Origin of the sequence: Methylobacterium sp. E-045 (genome assembly GCF_022829685.1) — a bacterium.
Taxonomy (GTDB): Bacteria; Pseudomonadota; Alphaproteobacteria; order Rhizobiales; family Beijerinckiaceae; genus Methylobacterium.
The window spans coordinates 57,059-71,683 of the sequence record NZ_JAKSYE010000055.1; the positions used below are offsets into that span (position 1 = coordinate 57,059).

The window sequence follows — 14,625 nt, forward strand, 5'->3', positions numbered from 1 at the left end:
ACAGAGCCGGCGATGGATCTCAGACCCTACCAGCGCGCCAGCCTCGATGCCCTCTATGCCTCGTGGCGCGACGAGACCGGCGACGGGCTGATCGTCCTGCCCACCGGGGCGGGCAAGGCTTTCGTCATCGCGGCCCTGGTGCGGGAGGTGATCGCCGACCGCCCCGAGGCACGGATCGCCATCGTCACCCATACCCGCGAGCTCATCGCCCAGAATCACCGTGAACTCGTGGCCTACTGGCCGGATGCGCCGGCCGGCATCTACTCCGCCGGTCTCAACCGGCGCGACACCGCGACACAGATCCTGTTCTGCGGCATCCAATCGGTCTGGAACCGCCTCGACGCCATCGGCGCCTTCGACGTCGTGGTGGTGGACGAGGCACATCTGATCCCGCGCGATGCCGAGACCCGCTACGGCCGCTTCCTTGCGGCCCTGCGTGCCGCCCGGCCGGATCTGCGCGTCGTCGGCCTCACGGCGACCCCGTACCGCCTCGACAGTGGCCGCCTCGACGAGGGCGAGGGCCGTCTGTTCGAGCGTATCGTCTACGAGGCCAATGTCGGCGACCTGATCCACCAGGGCTACCTCGCCCCCCTGATCTGCAAGGCCACCGCCACGGCGCTCGATGTCTCGGGCGTGGCCAAGCGCGGCGGCGACTACATCCCGAGTGCCCTCGAAGCGGCGGTGAACCAGGATTGGATCACCCGCGCGGCGGTGGAGGAAATGGCCGGCTTCGGCCGCGACCGCCGGGCCTGGCTCGCCTTCTGCGCCGGTGTCGCCCATGCCGAGGCGGTGCGCGATGCGGTGCGGGCGGAGGGCTTCACCTGCGAGATGGTGACCGGCGAGACCGGCAAGCGTCAGCGCGATCGGATCGTGCGCGACTTCACCGCCGGGCGCCTGCGCTGCCTCACCTCGGTGGGCGTCCTCTCCACCGGGTTCAACGTTCCGCGCGTGGACCTCATCGCCCTGTTGCGGCCGACCCAGAGCACGGGCCTCTACGTCCAGCAGGTGGGCCGTGCCCTGCGCACCGCGCCGGGGAAGTCCGATGCGCTGATTCTCGACTATGCCGGGTTGGTGCGGATGCACGGGCCGGTGGACATCGTCACCGCGCGCAGTGCCGCCGCCATCAAGGGCCGGGAGGGAGAGGTGCGGGCCAAGCCCTGCCCCGGCTGCGGCGCCCTCATCGCCCTCAATGCCAGCACCTGCGAGGGGTGCTGGGTCGAGCCGGACGGGACCGACGAGGATGGGCCGGGCCACGAGGCGGCGGCCGATGACGAGCATCCGATCCTGTCCCGCACGGTTCCGGTCTGGCAAGGGGTCTCCCGGTGGCGGCTCGGTCGCCATGCGGCCTCGGGCAGCCTCGACGTCGAGTTCCAGACCGAGGACGGATCGAGCCACCGGGTGCGGATCGCCCTGGAACAGGCCGGCTATGGCCGCGAGAAGGCGGTGCAATGGTGGCGTCAGCTCGGCGGTGGGCGCGACGTGCCGATGACCGTCGCCGAGGCCCTGGCGCGGACCGACGATCTCACCCGCCCCGCCGCCATCCTGGTCCGCGCCAACGGCCGATTCTCGGAAAGCGTCAGCTATCGCTTCCCGGACGGCCGCACCTTCGTCGATACGCGCCGGCTCGCCGGAGCCGACGCCTGAGCGCGCTCTCCTATGCCGAGACGCCGTGCTTCGTGAGCAGGCGTTCGGCGCTGTCGTTCCAGACCTCCATCGTCACGATCAGCCCGTCGCGGACGGTGAAGCGGTCGACGTAGCGGTTGCCCTCAAACGGGGTTCCGTCCGGCCATTCGCCGTAGAGGGTGCCGAGACTGTAAACCGTGGTGAACCCCTCCCCCGGCACCACGTCCAGCCGCTCCATGCGTTTCTTCACCCAGGCATAGCGGCCCGCGTTGAACGCCGTCACCTCGCGCGGGTGCCGGAAGACGCGAGCACCGGTGAAGACGATCTCGATCCCCGGCGCCATGTAGCCCGCCGCTCTCTCCGGGTCCGGCACCATGGAAGCTTCGAGATAGGCGGTGACGATGGCCGCGTCGGCGCCGGTATCGGTTCTCGCTTGATCGCTCATGCTCTCGCTCTCCATTCGATCCCGAGCCTGCCCGAAGCTCGGCCAAAGTGCATGCAATAACTGTATGCAGTTTGGCGAGAAAGCGGGCAATGAGGTTGGCGCCACATGAAATAATCGATTGAGTTCAACGGCCTGGCAAGTGGCATGGCGGTTGCGGCCACGGAAGCACGTCTTCCGGAGGTCCGATCCATGCGCAAGCTCAGCCCATCGCCGATGACCCGCCGCCTCGCCCTCGGGGCGACCGCCCTGATCGGGCTCGCGCTGATCGCGCCGGTCCAGGCCGCCGAACCGATCAAGATCGGCCTCGTCACCGCCCTGTCCGGTCAATCGGCGAAATCGGGCGAGGCGATCTCCCGCGGCATCGGGCTTGCCATCGACGAGATCAACGCGGCCGGCGGCGTCCTCGGACGGCCCCTGGAACTCGTGGCCCGCGACGACGAGGCCAACCCGTCGAAGGGCGTGCTCGCCGCCCGAGAGCTGATCCAGCGCGTCGGGGTCGTGGCCCTCGTCGGCGGCCTCGACACGCCGGTTTCCATGGCGATCGTGCCCATCGCGAACCAGATGAAGGTGCCCTTCCTCGGCCCCTGGGCGGCGGGCACCGGCATCACCCGCAACGGTGCCGCCGACAACTACGCGTTCCGGGTCTCGGCTGTGGACGCCCTCGTGGACGAGGCCCTCGTCGCCTACACCGTCAAGACCTACCAGGCCAAGAAGCCCGGCATGATCCTCGTCAACAACGCCTGGGGCGAGTCGAACCAGCAGGGTCTCACGGCCGCCCTGAAGGCCGCGGGCCTGCCTGCCGCCGGCATCGAGAAATTCGAGGCGTCCGATGTCGACATGGTGCCCCAGCTGACCCGGCTGAAGGAGGCCGGCGCCGACACCCTGTTCATGGTGGGCAATGTCGGTCCCTCGGCCCAGGTGGTCAAATCCCTCGACCGGATGGGCTGGACCGTCCCCGTCGTGTCGCATTGGGGACCGGCCGGGGGGCGGTTCGACGAACTCGCCGGGCCGAGCGCGGCCAAGGTCCATTTCATCCAGACCTTCACCTTCGCGGGCAACGCCGCGCCCAAGGCCGTCGCCGTGCTCGATGCCCTGAAGGCGAAGTATCCGGCGATCAAGTCCATGGCCGACGTGACCCCGGCGGTGGGGATCGCCAATGCCTACGACGCGACGCATCTCCTCGCCCTCGCGATCGGCGAGGGGAAATCCACCAAGGGGCCGGAAGTGCGCGACGGGTTCTACAAGATCGCCACCTATCCCGGCCTGATCAAGACCTACGACAAGCCCTTCGCCCCGGACCGCCACGACGCGCTCGGGCCGCAGGACTACGTGTTCACGCGATTCAAGGACGGCGAGATCGTCGCCGTGTCGAACTGAACGGTCGGCAAGACACGGCGAGAGGGACAATTCCATGCTGACCGGCTCCCTCGTGAGCGGCCTCGGTCTCGGGAGCATGTACGGGCTCATCGCCCTCGGCTTCCACGTGACCTACGCCGTCTCCGGCACCGTGAACTTCGCGCAAGGGAGCGCCGTCACCCTCGGGGCGGTGCTCGGCTACATGCTCGGCATCACCCTCGGCTGGCCGATGCCCCTGGCGGTGGCGGCCTCCCTGGCCGGCTGCGCCCTTCTCGGCATCGTCGTCGAACGGATCCTGGTGCGTCCCTTCGTCGAGCGTGGCTCCGATGCCTGGCTGCTGGCCACGGTGGCGGGCGGCGTCGTCCTCGACAACGTCATCCTGTTCACCTTCGGCAAGGAGCCGCGCAGCCTGCCCTCGCCCCTGGCGCGGGAGCCGATCGACCTGTTCGGGACCGGAATCTACCCGCTGCAGATCGTGATCCCGGTGGTCGGCCTCGCCGTCGCCTTCGCCATCCGCACGGTGTTCCGCCGGACCGATCTCGGCCGCGTTCTGCTGGCGGTGGCGCAGAATGCCGACGCCGCGCGGCTGATGGGCATCGACGTGCGACGCACGGTGGCCTGCGCCTTCGCGCTCTCCGCCCTCCTCGCGGGCGCGGCGGGACTCCTCATCGCCCCGCTGTTCTCGGTCTCGGCCGAGATGGGCACCCTGTTCGGCATCAAGGCCTTCGCCGTCGCCATTCTCGGCGGCATCGGCTCCGCCACCGGCGTGGTCCTGGCCGGGTTGCTCTACGGCGTCGTGGAAGCCCTGGTTACCGGATATCTCGGCTCCGGCTACACCCAGATCGTCGTGTTCTCGGTGATCATCCTCGCGCTGGCGCTGCGCCCCGACGGCCTTCTCGGCCGGGCCGCCGTCAACAAGGTCTGAGCCGATGCGCGCCGGAAGCTCCGCCCTGCCCCTCGTCATTCTCGCCCTGACCGCGGCGGGCCTCGCCCTCGTGGCCGCCACCGATGGCTACAGCCATTTCATCATCGCCCTCGTGGCGCTGACGACCCTGGCCGGAACGGGACTGAACGTCCTCCTCGGCCTCACCGGCCTGATCTCCTTCGGCCATGCCGGCTTCTACGCGATCGGCGCCTATGCGAGCGCCATCCTCACCCTCTCCGGAACCAGCTTCTGGCTGGCGCTCCCCGCCGCCGGTCTGCTCTCCGGAGTTCTCGGCGGCGTGCTCGCGATCCCCGCCATGCGGGTAAAGGGCCCCTACCTCGCCATGGTGACGATCGCCTTCGGCTTCATCGTCGAGCATGGGCTGATCGAGGGCGGCGCTCTCACCGGAGGCCAGAACGGCCTCGTCATCGCCACAGGGCCGACGCTGTTCGGATTCCCCTTCCTGGAACGCGAACTCGCGATCCTGTCGGTGCTCGGCGCGGGCCTCGCCCTCTACGGCTTCCACCGCCTCGCGCGCAGCCGCCTCGGCCTCGCCATGCGGGCGGTGCGCGACGCGGACGTGGCCGCCGCGTCCCTCGGTTTCGATCCGGTGCGGGTGAAGACCCTGGCCTTCATGATCTCGGCGGCACTGACCGGCCTCGCCGGGGCAGTGCTGCCGCCCCTGATGCTGTTCATCGCGCCGAGTTCGTTCCCGTTCACCCAGTCGATCCTGTTCGTGCTCTCGGTGGTGGTGGGCGGTGCCGGAACGGTGCTGGGGCCGCTCTTCGGTGCCCTCGTCACCGTTCTCCTGCCAGAGACCCTGTCAGGCCTCGCCGAATACCGCCTCCTGTTCTTCGGCCTCGCGACGCTGGTGGTGCTGTGGCTGGTGCCGGCGGGCATCGTCGGCAGCCTCGCCCGTCTGCTGCCGCGTCGGCTCTCCGGGGCCGCGTCCGGGACCGGCGGCGACGTCGTGTCCTACCTGGCCCAGCCGCGGCCCGAGGCGCTCGCGGTGGAGGGGATCGGCATCAGCTTCGGCGGCATCAAGGCGGCGCAGGACGTCTCGGTGACCGCCGCCCCCGGGGCCGTCACCAGCATCATCGGCCCGAACGGAGCCGGCAAGACCACCGTGCTCAACATGGTCTCGGGCTTCTACCGGCCCGGTGCCGGGGCGATCCGACTCGCGGGCAAAGATCTCGCCGGACTGCCCGCCCATCGCATCGCCCGCGCCGGCATCGCGCGGACCTACCAGACGACGCGGCTGTTCGGCTCCCTCTCGGTCATCGACAACGTGGCCCTCGCCATCGCCCCCGGACGCCTGTTCAGGGCGGGCGCCGGAAGCGACGTCGCCGCCGCCACCGCCCTCCTCGCTTTCGTCGGCTATACCGGGGCGCTCCACCGGCCCGCCGCCGAACTGCCGCATGTGGACCGCCGCCTCGTCGAGATCGCACGCGCCCTCGCGGGCCGGCCGCGTGTCCTCCTCCTCGACGAGCCGGCGGCGGGTCTCACCCGTGCCGATACCGACCGCCTGGGCGGGCTGCTGCGTCGCATCGCGGCGTGCGGCGTCGCGGTGGTCCTCGTCGAACACGACATGCCCCTCGTCATGGGCATCTCGGACCATATCCTCGTCATGGATGCCGGACGACCCATCGCGCTGGGGGACGCCGCCACGGTGCGGGCCGATCCCGCCGTTCTGCGGGCCTATCTCGGTGGCGCCGACACCCCTGCCCGGCCGCGCGCATCCCCTTGGAAAGGTCCCGCCGACGCGGTTCTCTCGGCCCTCGACCTCACCGCCGGCTACGGTGCCGCGCCGGTCCTCGACCGTCTCTCCCTCGATGTCCGGCCCGGTGAGACCGTGGCGCTCCTCGGGGCGAACGGGGCCGGCAAATCCACCGCCATGCGGGCGCTCAGCGGCCTGCTGCGTCCCGTGGAAGGCGCGGTGATCCTGGAGGACCGCTCCATCGCAGGCCTGCCGGCCCACGCCATCGCCCGCCTCGGCCTCGCCCTGGTGCCCGAAGGCCGGCAGGTCTTTCCGGAACTCTCGGTGGTGGAGAATCTGCGGCTCGGCGCGCATGGACGCGAGACCCCCATCGATCCGAGCGAGGTGGAGGCCCTGCTCGACCGCTTCCCCCGCCTGCGCGACCGGGCCGCGAGCCGCGCCGGCCTGCTGTCGGGCGGGGAGCAGCAGATGCTCGCCATCGCCCGCGGGATGATGGCGCATCCGCGCATTCTCCTTCTCGACGAACCCTCCCTCGGCCTCGCGCCCGCCATGATCAACGCCCTCTACGCCGTGGTGGCGGAGTTGCGCGACCAGGGCGTGACGATCCTTATCGTCGACCAGATGGCCGCACTGGCCTTGACCGTGGCGGATCGCGGCTACGTCCTGGAACAGGGCCGCGTCGTCGCCACGGGATCGGCGGCGGAACTCTCCGCCGATGACGGTCTCGCCGCCGCCTATCTCGGTGCTGCGTGATAGCCTGAGCGTACACGATCAATGAGGGAGCGCGACGTTTTGACGGACGCAGCGAAGTACCATGGCCGCTATGCCTACAGCGCCCTGCCCGACCGCCCGGTCTATGAATGGCCGGGGGGCAAGCGCCTCGCCGTCTACATGGCGCTCAATCTCGAAACCTTCGATTTCGGCTCGGGCCTCGGCGCCGAACTGGCCCCCGGCGGCCCTCAGCCGGACGTACTGAACTACGCCTGGCGCGATTGGGGCAATCGGGTCGGCGCCTGGCGGATGAAGGCTTTGTTCGATGAGCTTCGCCTGCCCGCCAGCGTACTGGTGAACAGCAGGCTCTACGAGGATTGTCCCGGCCTCATCGAGGCCTTCCGGGCGCGGGGCGACGAGATCGTCGGGCATGGCCGCACCAATGCCGAGCGGCAGGGCGACCTCGATGAGGAGGCCGAGCGGTCGCTCATCGCGGAGGCCACTGCCGTCCTGACCCGGGAGGAAGGCAGGCCCCCCGCCGGATGGCTCGGTCCCTGGATCTCGCAATCCCGCGTCACGCCCGATCTCCTGGCGGAGGCCGGTTACCGCTACCTGCTCGACTGGGCCCATGACGACCAGCCGGTCTGGTTCTCCACCCGCGACGGCGGGCGTATCCTCTCCGTGCCGTATCCACAGGAACTCAACGACATTCCCGCCATCGTCGCGAGGAAGGAGTCGGCGCGGGATTTCTCCGCCATGATCGTCGATGCGTTCGACGAGATGCTGCTGCAGTCGCGGGAGGCGCCCCTCGTCATGGGGATCGCCCTGCACCCCTACATCGTCGGCCAGCCGCACCGGCTCCGGCCGCTGCGGGAGGCGCTCGCTCATATCGCTTCCCATCGCGACGGCATCTGGCTGACCACCGCCGGAGGCATCGCCGGCCATGTGCTGGCGCGTGCGGAGCGCGATCCGCGATAGGGCGGCGCCACGGGGCAGAAGCGTCGGGCGACGAGTTCGGCAAGTCCGGGCGAAATCCGCCGGTCAGAGATGTGGTATAAAAGGGTGGAAGGTGCCGGAACCTTGCGCCATATAGGAGCCATGACTGAAACATCGACATACCCCTACACCCTGGAAATCCTCAGCCCCCGCACCGAGGGCGCGACCTATCAGTGGGCCATTCGCAAAGGCGGCAAGCTCGTCCAGCGTTCGGATCGGAGCCTGACCAGCGAGGCCAAGGCCCGCGAGAACGGACTCGCCCAGATCGAGAAGCTTCTTTCCGGCTTCGGCGAGCGGTAAGCCCGTCGTCCTTCGATCACGGTTGCGGGCAGCGGAGGCTGACGACCGATACGTCGCCGCGGCGATGCCGTGGCGGCCGCGCGCTTTGGAGACGCCCGAGCCGGGAATGGCCGGCGGGGGCGTCTCCGGCTTCCAGGGTCACGGAGGCCTTCGAAGGCGCGGTTCGTCCCATCTCCTAGGACGTCACTCTTGCGAAGATGAAGACGGGATGAAGCGTCGTTCCATTTTGCAATCCGTCCTGGTATATTATATCCCAGCAATGCAGCTATGATGCCGATCGCTGGGAGGCCGTTCCATGGCGAAGCCGATACAACCCGATCGTCCGATTTGGCCCCAGCTTCCCGACACGCCCGGCGACGTCGATCCGGTGTCCGACGATCGGCTTCCGGCGGGTGAGCAAATACCGAGCCTGCCGCAAGCCGATTGCATATCCGCCGACCCGGCGGAGTGTAGCGAGCCCGCGCCTCTGCATTGAGCGCTGCAGTCATGGCCGGTGAGAGCCAAGAGTCGCAGGTCGGAGCAGGACGATAACACTGCGAAGCTTGAAACCTCTTGTCGGCCATATCGGTTGGCATCCCAGAGAGTCATTCGTGAACTTGGGGATGTTTGATGACGAAGATTGCCACCTTACTCGCCGGTGTGATGATGACCGCGTCGGTGCCTGCCTTCGCGCAGTCGACGGGGCCAGCCGAGATCAGGCAGCCCGGTCCGGCGCGGATGACATCGCCGGGCACGTCCGATGTCCCGGTGGTCAAGCCGGGCGGCATCGACAACAGCGGTCCGGGCTCCATCGGGACCGAGGCCTATGGTGCCACCGGCGCGGACAGCCGGTCGAACAATTCGGGCGCGGCTGGAAACGCCAACAAGCCGGAAGTCGCGATCCCCAACACCGGCGGGGGCGGCGGCCGATAGACGAAGGCGTTGGACGACCGACCGGCCCGCGTGAGGGGGGCACTATCGCGGGCCGGTCGATGTACCGCGCATTCATGGTCTGAACGCGCGATCCCTGGAATGCCCGTGGATGCCGGGCATGGATGAGGGTTTCGCTCAGGACACCGCCGGGCGGGCCATCGAAGCCGCGCCGCGCGATGCCCGCTCTCCCGTCGGCGCCCGTTCCACGCGGAACCAGAGGGCGTAGAGGGCCGGGAGGAACAGCAAGGTCAGCACCGTGCCGACCCCGACTCCGCCGATGAGGACGTAGGCGAGCGCGCCCCAGAACACCGAATGGGTGAGCGGGATGAAGGCGAGCATGGCGGCGGCGGCCGTCAGGAAGACCGGGCGGGCGCGCCGCACCGTCGATTCGACGATGGCCTCGTAATCCGACAGACCCGACACCCGGTCGTGGTGGATCTGATCCACGAGGAGGAGCGTGTTGCGCATCAGGATGCCGGACAGGGCGATCAGCCCGAGGATCGCGTTGAAACCGAACGGCTGGTGGAAGACCAGCAGGGTCGGCGCGGCGCCCACGAGTCCGAGGGGCGCGGTGGCGAAGACCATGAACATGGTCGAGAACGACCGCACTTGGATCATGATGACCGTGAGAGTCACGATCAGCATGATGGGGAACACCGCCACCAGTGACATCATCGCCTTCGCGCTCTCCTCCACCGCGCCCGCGGTGTTGATGCGGTAGCCCGGCGGAAGCTTGGCCTTGATCGGTTCTAGCAGGGGGAAGATCTGGGCGTGGACATCCGGCGGCTGCTTCCCGTCCAGGATGTCGCCCTGGACGCGGATGTAGCTTTCCCGATTGTAGCGTTTCAGAACCGAGTCCTCGCTGCGGCTCTCGAGGCGTGCGACCTGGGAGAGCGGCACCTGCCGACCGTCTTTCGTCGCGAGGGTGAGGTCGCCGATCTCACCGAGGGAGCGCCGCTCGGGGCCCGGGCTGCGCAGCAGGACATCGACCGAGCGCAGGTTCTCCCGCACCTGGGTTGCCGGCATGCCGTTGAGGTAGCTCTGCAACTGCTGGCCGGCTTCCTTCGGGGTCAGGCCGATGAGGCGCAGGCGCTCCTGGTCGAGGGCGAGATGCAGGTTGGGGGTCTTGTCGCCCCAGTCGAGATGGACCATCCGCATGTTCGGGTTGGCCGCCATGACGTCGCTGACCTCGGCGGCGATGCCTCGGATCACGTCGAGATTCGGCCCGACCACCCGGAAGGCCACGGGAAAGCGGATCGGTGGCCCAAAGACGATCTGCAGGACACGCACCCGCGCCTCGGGGAAGCGCCCCTCGTCGACGAGCTTGCGGACTTTTGTCCGCAGGCTGTCGCGGGCATGGGCGTCGGCGCTCTGGACGACGATCTGCGCGAAGGCGGGATCGGGCAGTTCGGGGTCGAAGGACAGGACGAAGCGCGGCATGCCCTGGCCGATATAGCTCGTGATCTCCCCGGCTTCCGGCAACGTGCGCAGGGCCGATTCCAGCCGCTTCACGCTGGCTTCGGTGGTGGCGAAGGCCGAGCCCGCCGGAAGGGTCACCTCAACGATGAGTTCTGCCCGTTCCGAGTTCGGGAAGAACTGCTGCTCCACTTTGCCCATGGCCACCACCGCGCCGGCGAACAGCGCCACGGTGATGCCGGCGGCCATCCATTTGTGATCGACCGACATCCGCACGATCCGGCGCAGGCGCTGGTAGTTCCTGGTGGCGTAGATCGCGTCATGGCCGCCTTCTACCCGTCTGATGTTCGGCAGGAGCTTGACCCCGAGATAGGGCGTGAAGGTCACGGCCACGATCCAGGAGATGATGAGCGAGAAGGCCACGACCCAGAAGATGTTGCCGGCATACTCGCCGGCCGTGGATGCCGCGAAGCCCACGGGGAGGAAGCCCGCGATGGTGACGAGGGTGCCCGTCAGCATCGGCGCGGCGGTGGCGCTCCAGGCATGGGTCGCCGCCTCGATCCGGTCGGCCCCTTCCTCCATGCGCACCACCATCATCTCGATGGCGATGATCGCGTCGTCGACGAGGAGGCCCAGCGAGATGATGAGGGCGCCCAGCGTGATGCGGTCGAAATCGCGGCCCGTGATCATCATCACCACGAACACCGCCGACAGGGTGAGCGGCACGGCCAGCGCAACCACGATGCCGACGCGAAATCCCAGCGCGGCGAGGCTGACCACGATCACCACCCCCAGCGCGGTGAAGAACTTGACCATGAATTCGTGGATGGCCTCGTCGATGACCTTGGCCTGGTCGGTGATCTTCGTGAACGCGATGCCGACGGGCGTGTCATGATAGATCGCGACCTCCTCGGCATCGAGCGCCGCGCCGAGGCTGAGACCGTTGAAGCCGGGCTTCATCACGAGGCCGAGCATCAGCGCGGGCTCGCCGTCGTTGCGGATGGCGAAGGTCTTCGGATCCTCGTATCCGCGCTTCACCTCGGCGATGTCGCCGAGCTTGAAGCTGCGATCGCCCGCCGCGACGGGCAGGTTGCGGACGGCATCGAGCCCATCGATGGCGCCGTCGAGGCGGAGATACACGCGCGGTCCCGCCGCCTCGACGAAGCCGGCCGGAGTCACATCGTTCTGGTTGGCGAGAGCCGCCAGCAATTGCTGGCCCGTGATGCCGAGGGTGGCGAGGCGCTGGTACGAGATCTCGACGAAGATCTTCTGCGCCTGCTCGCCGAGGATGTTGATCTTCTCGACGCCGGGCACGCGCAGCAGGCGCTGGCGAAGATCCTCCGCCCGCATCACCAATTGCCGGTGCGGCAGATCCTTGGCCTGGAGTGCGTAGAGAGCAAAGTAGATGTCGGAGAATTCGTCGTTGAACAGCGGCCCCAGCACGCCGCGCGGAAGGCTGGAGGCTTGGTCGGAGAGCTTCTTGCGCGCCTGGTAGAACTCCGCCTGGAGCTTGGCCGGCGGCATGTTGTCCTTGAAGATGACCTTCATCAGCATGAGCCCGGGCCGGACCGTGGTCTCGACGCGGTCGTAGAAGACGAGCTCCTGCAGGCGCTTTTCCAGCGGATCGGCGACCTGGCGCTGCATCTCGTCGGTGGTGGCGCCGGGCCATGTGGCCGAGACCACCATGACCTTCACGGTGAAGGCGGGGTCCTCTGCCCGACCGAGCTTCTCGAAGGCGAAGAACCCCGCGCCGGTGAGCGCGATCAGCAGGAAGAGCGTGACCGCCCGTTCCCGGACGGCGAGCGCGGATAGGTTGAAGCCGCTCACCGGGCCCCTCCCATCGTGAAGGACGCGACCCGGACTTTCTGCCCGGCCTTCAGAAGATGCGCCCCCAGGGCCACGATCCGGTCGCCCGGATTCAGGCCGGAGACGATGTCGGCATTCTCCTCGGCCATGCGGGCGACCGCGACGGATTGCGCCGTGACGGTCTCGGTAGCCGGGTCGTAGCGCCAGACCGACGAGCCCTGACCCTGGTCGAACAGGGCACCGAGCGGCACCGCCACGGCAGCGGCCCGTGCGGCGTCGGTGGTTGTGAGGTGAAGCGTCACCGTGGCGCCCAGCGGCGCCGTCTCGCCGCCGCCCGAGAGGATGTAGCGAGCCCTGTAGGTGCGCGTCGCGGCATCCGCCGTGGCGGAGAGTTCACGCAGCCGCGCCGGATAGGTCACCTCGCCCTCGGCATAGAGGATGGCCGAGGCCTCGCCCTGCGCCGCGCGCCGGCTCCCCTCGGGCAGGAACACCTCGGCCTCTCGGGCGCCATCGCGCGCAAGTTTCACCACCGTCTGCCCGGCGGCGACCACCTGGCCCGGTTCGGAGGGCACCTCCATCACCACGCCGTCCGCATCCGCCTGCAGCTCGGAGTAACCGGCCTGATTGGCGATCTGGCTCGCCTGCGCCTCGGCATTGGCGAATTGCGCGATGGCGGAATCGGCCGCGCCCTTGTTCTGGTCGTAGGTCTGTTTCGAGGTCCAGCCGTCGGAGACGAGCTTGCGGCTGCGCTCCTCGTCGGCCTTCGCCTTGATCATCTGGGCGCGGGCCGCCTCGACCGAGGCGCGGGCGGCATTGAGCGCGAGGCTGAAATCGGTGCGATCCAGGCGCATCAGCGGCTGGCCCCGCGTCACCCGATCGCCCGGATCGACGAGCCGCTCGAAGATCTTGCCGCTGACGCGAAAGCCGAGATTGCTCTCGGTCCGAGCCCGGATCACGCCGGTGTAGCGCGCGATCCCACCACCGCTCCGCGCGACCTCGACAATCTGGACCAGGGGCGGTGGAGGCGACACGGCGGTCTCGCCCGGCGAGCAGGCCGTCAGGGCCAGGCCGACAATCCCGAGGGCAATCCTCGCATCCATCACGCATTCCCCCGCAACCGCACCATCAATAAGATGATGATCGTAATATATTCAGGCGGAGGTGAGCGTCAAGGGCATGCGGCGGGGGTGCTGACGCCATGAAGTGCGCCGCAGTGGTCACGGCGCATGCGTGATGGCGCGTGACCGTCGCCGACCGCATGTCGAGGTGAAGGCGGCCGGGCCGAGACCGACAGGTTGGGAAGGTTCAGGCCGCACCGGCGCAGCCGTGCGAGCCAACAGGGATCGGCAAGAGCCAGCAGTGACTGCGCCGGGGGACCTGCCTCTGCTCATCGGAGACGATCGTTCGCCTGGACAGTCACCGGCGGTGCCGGGAGGAGCTCATTCCCGCAAGGGGCGGGCCTCGAGGATAGCCGCGAGAATGAAGGGACGCTTCATCAGGGGGCCGGTATTCCCACGGTTCACGAAATCGTTCGCGCCGGGATGCCGCCGCACGGCTTTACCGAGATCGAGCCGGTAACCCTCCTTGAAGACGAAAGGCGGCGCCATGGAATTCGCAAGGTAGGTTTCAACAGCCGCCGCCACCTCGTCCTGAGAGATGAGGTTCAGGTTGCACAGGGCGGCTGTCGTCAGCTTCTCGGTCATTCGGAACGGTAGGGCCGCGGGGCAATCCCCGCAACCGTCCCGCCGACACGCAAGTCCGAAGAACGCGCGTGAGCGTACTGCTCCGCCGCCTTAGCGGTCGCGACGGTCCCGAACGGTGCCACGCTCGTCACGCCGCTCCATCCGCTCCTCGCGCCGATCCGGATCGACGCCGAGCACGCCCCCGACGGTGCCCGTCGCGGCTCCGACCGCACCGCCGACCACGCCGCCAACGGGACCGGCCGCGCGATTGCCATCTTCGATCCCGCGCTCTGCGCCCCTTACCGTCCCTTGCGCCTGAGCCGATGCGGCCAGAGCGAAGGGCGAAAGAATGACGGCCGCAGCAATGAGGGCATGTTTCATGAGGGTCTCCTTGACCGATGGAGCGAATGGCGGGCTCGCAGGGGCGAGCCCATCCTGCATCGTGGGTCAACGGTCGAAAGTCGGATTGGTCGCACGCGTGGCCCCAAGACACATGCGGGAGCCAGCAGACAGGCGCGCCGGCGGCCATCGCGATGACGCAGGCGCCGGACCCCTCGCGCCGTCGTTCCGCTCTCGGAGGCTGCAGCGATACGGAGCCTACTCGCGTGCGAAACGGACGCCGGAAAGCTGCGCAACGCCAACCATACCAGCCCGCGTCCGACAGACACGGTCGCAATCGCCGTTGCGCTGAACAGACGCTCGGCGCTCTTCTCGATCAGCCCGCAAAGGGCCGGGG

Annotated in this window: 12 protein-coding genes; 7 read left to right on the forward strand and 5 right to left on the reverse strand. The window is 68.5% G+C overall.

Annotated features, from left to right (window positions below; translation table 11 throughout):
- The first annotated feature begins 12 nt into the window (after positions 1 to 12).
- Positions 13 to 1,644 carry a DEAD/DEAH box helicase gene (locus tag MKK51_RS07360; RefSeq protein WP_243976008.1) on the forward strand — a complete coding sequence of 544 codons (1,632 nt, stop codon included), beginning with the start codon at positions 13 to 15 and terminating at the stop codon, positions 1,642 to 1,644.
- Positions 1,645 to 1,654: 10 nt separating this feature from the next.
- On the opposite strand, the gene MKK51_RS07365 is transcribed toward MKK51_RS07360, so the two are convergent.
- A complete protein-coding gene (locus tag MKK51_RS07365; RefSeq protein WP_243976009.1) occupies positions 1,655 to 2,068 on the reverse strand; it encodes a nuclear transport factor 2 family protein in 414 nt (137 codons plus the stop codon).
- A 189-nt stretch (positions 2,069 to 2,257) separates the two neighbouring features.
- On the opposite strand from MKK51_RS07365, the gene MKK51_RS07370 reads away from it, so the two are divergent.
- The 6 genes from MKK51_RS07370 to MKK51_RS07395 all read left to right on the forward strand — a co-directional run bounded on the left by MKK51_RS07370 (position 2,258) and on the right by MKK51_RS07395 (position 8,985).
- The gene (locus tag MKK51_RS07370) at positions 2,258 to 3,445 is read left to right on the forward strand and encodes an ABC transporter substrate-binding protein (RefSeq protein ID WP_243976010.1); all 1,188 of its coding nucleotides are present in this window, start codon (positions 2,258 to 2,260) and stop codon (positions 3,443 to 3,445) included.
- A gap of 34 nt (positions 3,446 to 3,479) precedes the next feature.
- On the forward strand, positions 3,480 to 4,349 hold the full coding sequence (locus tag MKK51_RS07375; protein WP_243976011.1) for a branched-chain amino acid ABC transporter permease: 870 nt from the start codon (positions 3,480 to 3,482) through the stop codon (positions 4,347 to 4,349).
- A 4-nt stretch (positions 4,350 to 4,353) separates the two neighbouring features.
- Positions 4,354 to 6,819, forward strand: a complete 2,466-nt coding sequence (locus MKK51_RS07380; protein WP_243976013.1) for a branched-chain amino acid ABC transporter ATP-binding protein/permease — start codon at positions 4,354 to 4,356, stop codon at positions 6,817 to 6,819.
- Positions 6,820 to 6,840: 21 nt separating this feature from the next.
- Positions 6,841 to 7,755 (forward strand): polysaccharide deacetylase family protein, encoded by a 915-nt coding sequence (locus MKK51_RS07385; protein ID WP_243976015.1) that lies wholly within the window; start codon positions 6,841 to 6,843, stop codon positions 7,753 to 7,755.
- 120 nt (positions 7,756 to 7,875) lie between these two features.
- A complete protein-coding gene (locus MKK51_RS07390; protein ID WP_018042694.1) occupies positions 7,876 to 8,073 on the forward strand; it encodes a hypothetical protein in 198 nt (65 codons plus the stop codon).
- A 609-nt stretch (positions 8,074 to 8,682) separates the two neighbouring features.
- Positions 8,683 to 8,985 (forward strand): hypothetical protein, encoded by a 303-nt coding sequence (locus tag MKK51_RS07395; RefSeq protein ID WP_243976017.1) that lies wholly within the window; start codon positions 8,683 to 8,685, stop codon positions 8,983 to 8,985.
- Between the two features lie 135 nt (positions 8,986 to 9,120).
- Here the strand turns inward: MKK51_RS07395 and MKK51_RS07400 are convergent, their stop codons facing one another.
- The 4 genes from MKK51_RS07400 to MKK51_RS07415 all read right to left on the reverse strand — a co-directional run bounded on the left by MKK51_RS07400 (position 9,121) and on the right by MKK51_RS07415 (position 14,270).
- On the reverse strand, positions 9,121 to 12,228 hold the full coding sequence (locus MKK51_RS07400) for an efflux RND transporter permease subunit (protein ID WP_243976019.1): 3,108 nt from the start codon (positions 12,226 to 12,228) through the stop codon (positions 9,121 to 9,123).
- Positions 12,225 to 13,307, reverse strand: coding sequence for an efflux RND transporter periplasmic adaptor subunit (locus MKK51_RS07405; RefSeq protein ID WP_243976021.1), 1,083 nt, complete (start codon positions 13,305 to 13,307; stop codon positions 12,225 to 12,227). Before MKK51_RS07405 ends, MKK51_RS07400 begins: the two co-directional genes overlap by 4 nt.
- A gap of 339 nt (positions 13,308 to 13,646) precedes the next feature.
- Positions 13,647 to 13,910 carry a hypothetical protein gene (locus tag MKK51_RS07410; protein WP_243976023.1) on the reverse strand — a complete coding sequence of 88 codons (264 nt, stop codon included), beginning with the start codon at positions 13,908 to 13,910 and terminating at the stop codon, positions 13,647 to 13,649.
- 90 nt (positions 13,911 to 14,000) lie between these two features.
- The gene (locus MKK51_RS07415; RefSeq protein WP_243976025.1) at positions 14,001 to 14,270 is read right to left on the reverse strand and encodes a hypothetical protein; all 270 of its coding nucleotides are present in this window, start codon (positions 14,268 to 14,270) and stop codon (positions 14,001 to 14,003) included.
- Between the last annotated feature and the right edge of the window lie 355 nt (positions 14,271 to 14,625).

Bases quoted from the DNA above. Each gene is read 5' to 3' on its own strand.
- MKK51_RS07365 (WP_243976009.1), bottom strand. From the start codon at position 2,068: ATGAGCGATCAAGCGAGAACCGATACCGGCGCCGACGCGGCCATCGTC.
- MKK51_RS07390 (WP_018042694.1), top strand. From the start codon at position 7,876: ATGACTGAAACATCGACATACCCCTACACCCTGGAAATCCTCAGCCCC.
- MKK51_RS07370 (WP_243976010.1), top strand. From the start codon at position 2,258: ATGCGCAAGCTCAGCCCATCGCCGATGACCCGCCGCCTCGCCCTCGGG.
- MKK51_RS07395 (WP_243976017.1), top strand. From the start codon at position 8,683: ATGACGAAGATTGCCACCTTACTCGCCGGTGTGATGATGACCGCGTCG.
- MKK51_RS07375 (WP_243976011.1), top strand. From the start codon at position 3,480: ATGCTGACCGGCTCCCTCGTGAGCGGCCTCGGTCTCGGGAGCATGTAC.
- MKK51_RS07405 (WP_243976021.1), bottom strand. From the start codon at position 13,307: ATGGATGCGAGGATTGCCCTCGGGATTGTCGGCCTGGCCCTGACGGCC.
- MKK51_RS07380 (WP_243976013.1), top strand. From the start codon at position 4,354: ATGCGCGCCGGAAGCTCCGCCCTGCCCCTCGTCATTCTCGCCCTGACC.
- MKK51_RS07410 (WP_243976023.1), bottom strand. From the start codon at position 13,910: ATGACCGAGAAGCTGACGACAGCCGCCCTGTGCAACCTGAACCTCATC.
- MKK51_RS07360 (WP_243976008.1), top strand. From the start codon at position 13: ATGGATCTCAGACCCTACCAGCGCGCCAGCCTCGATGCCCTCTATGCC.
- MKK51_RS07415 (WP_243976025.1), bottom strand. From the start codon at position 14,270: ATGAAACATGCCCTCATTGCTGCGGCCGTCATTCTTTCGCCCTTCGCT.
- MKK51_RS07385 (WP_243976015.1), top strand. From the start codon at position 6,841: ATGAGGGAGCGCGACGTTTTGACGGACGCAGCGAAGTACCATGGCCGC.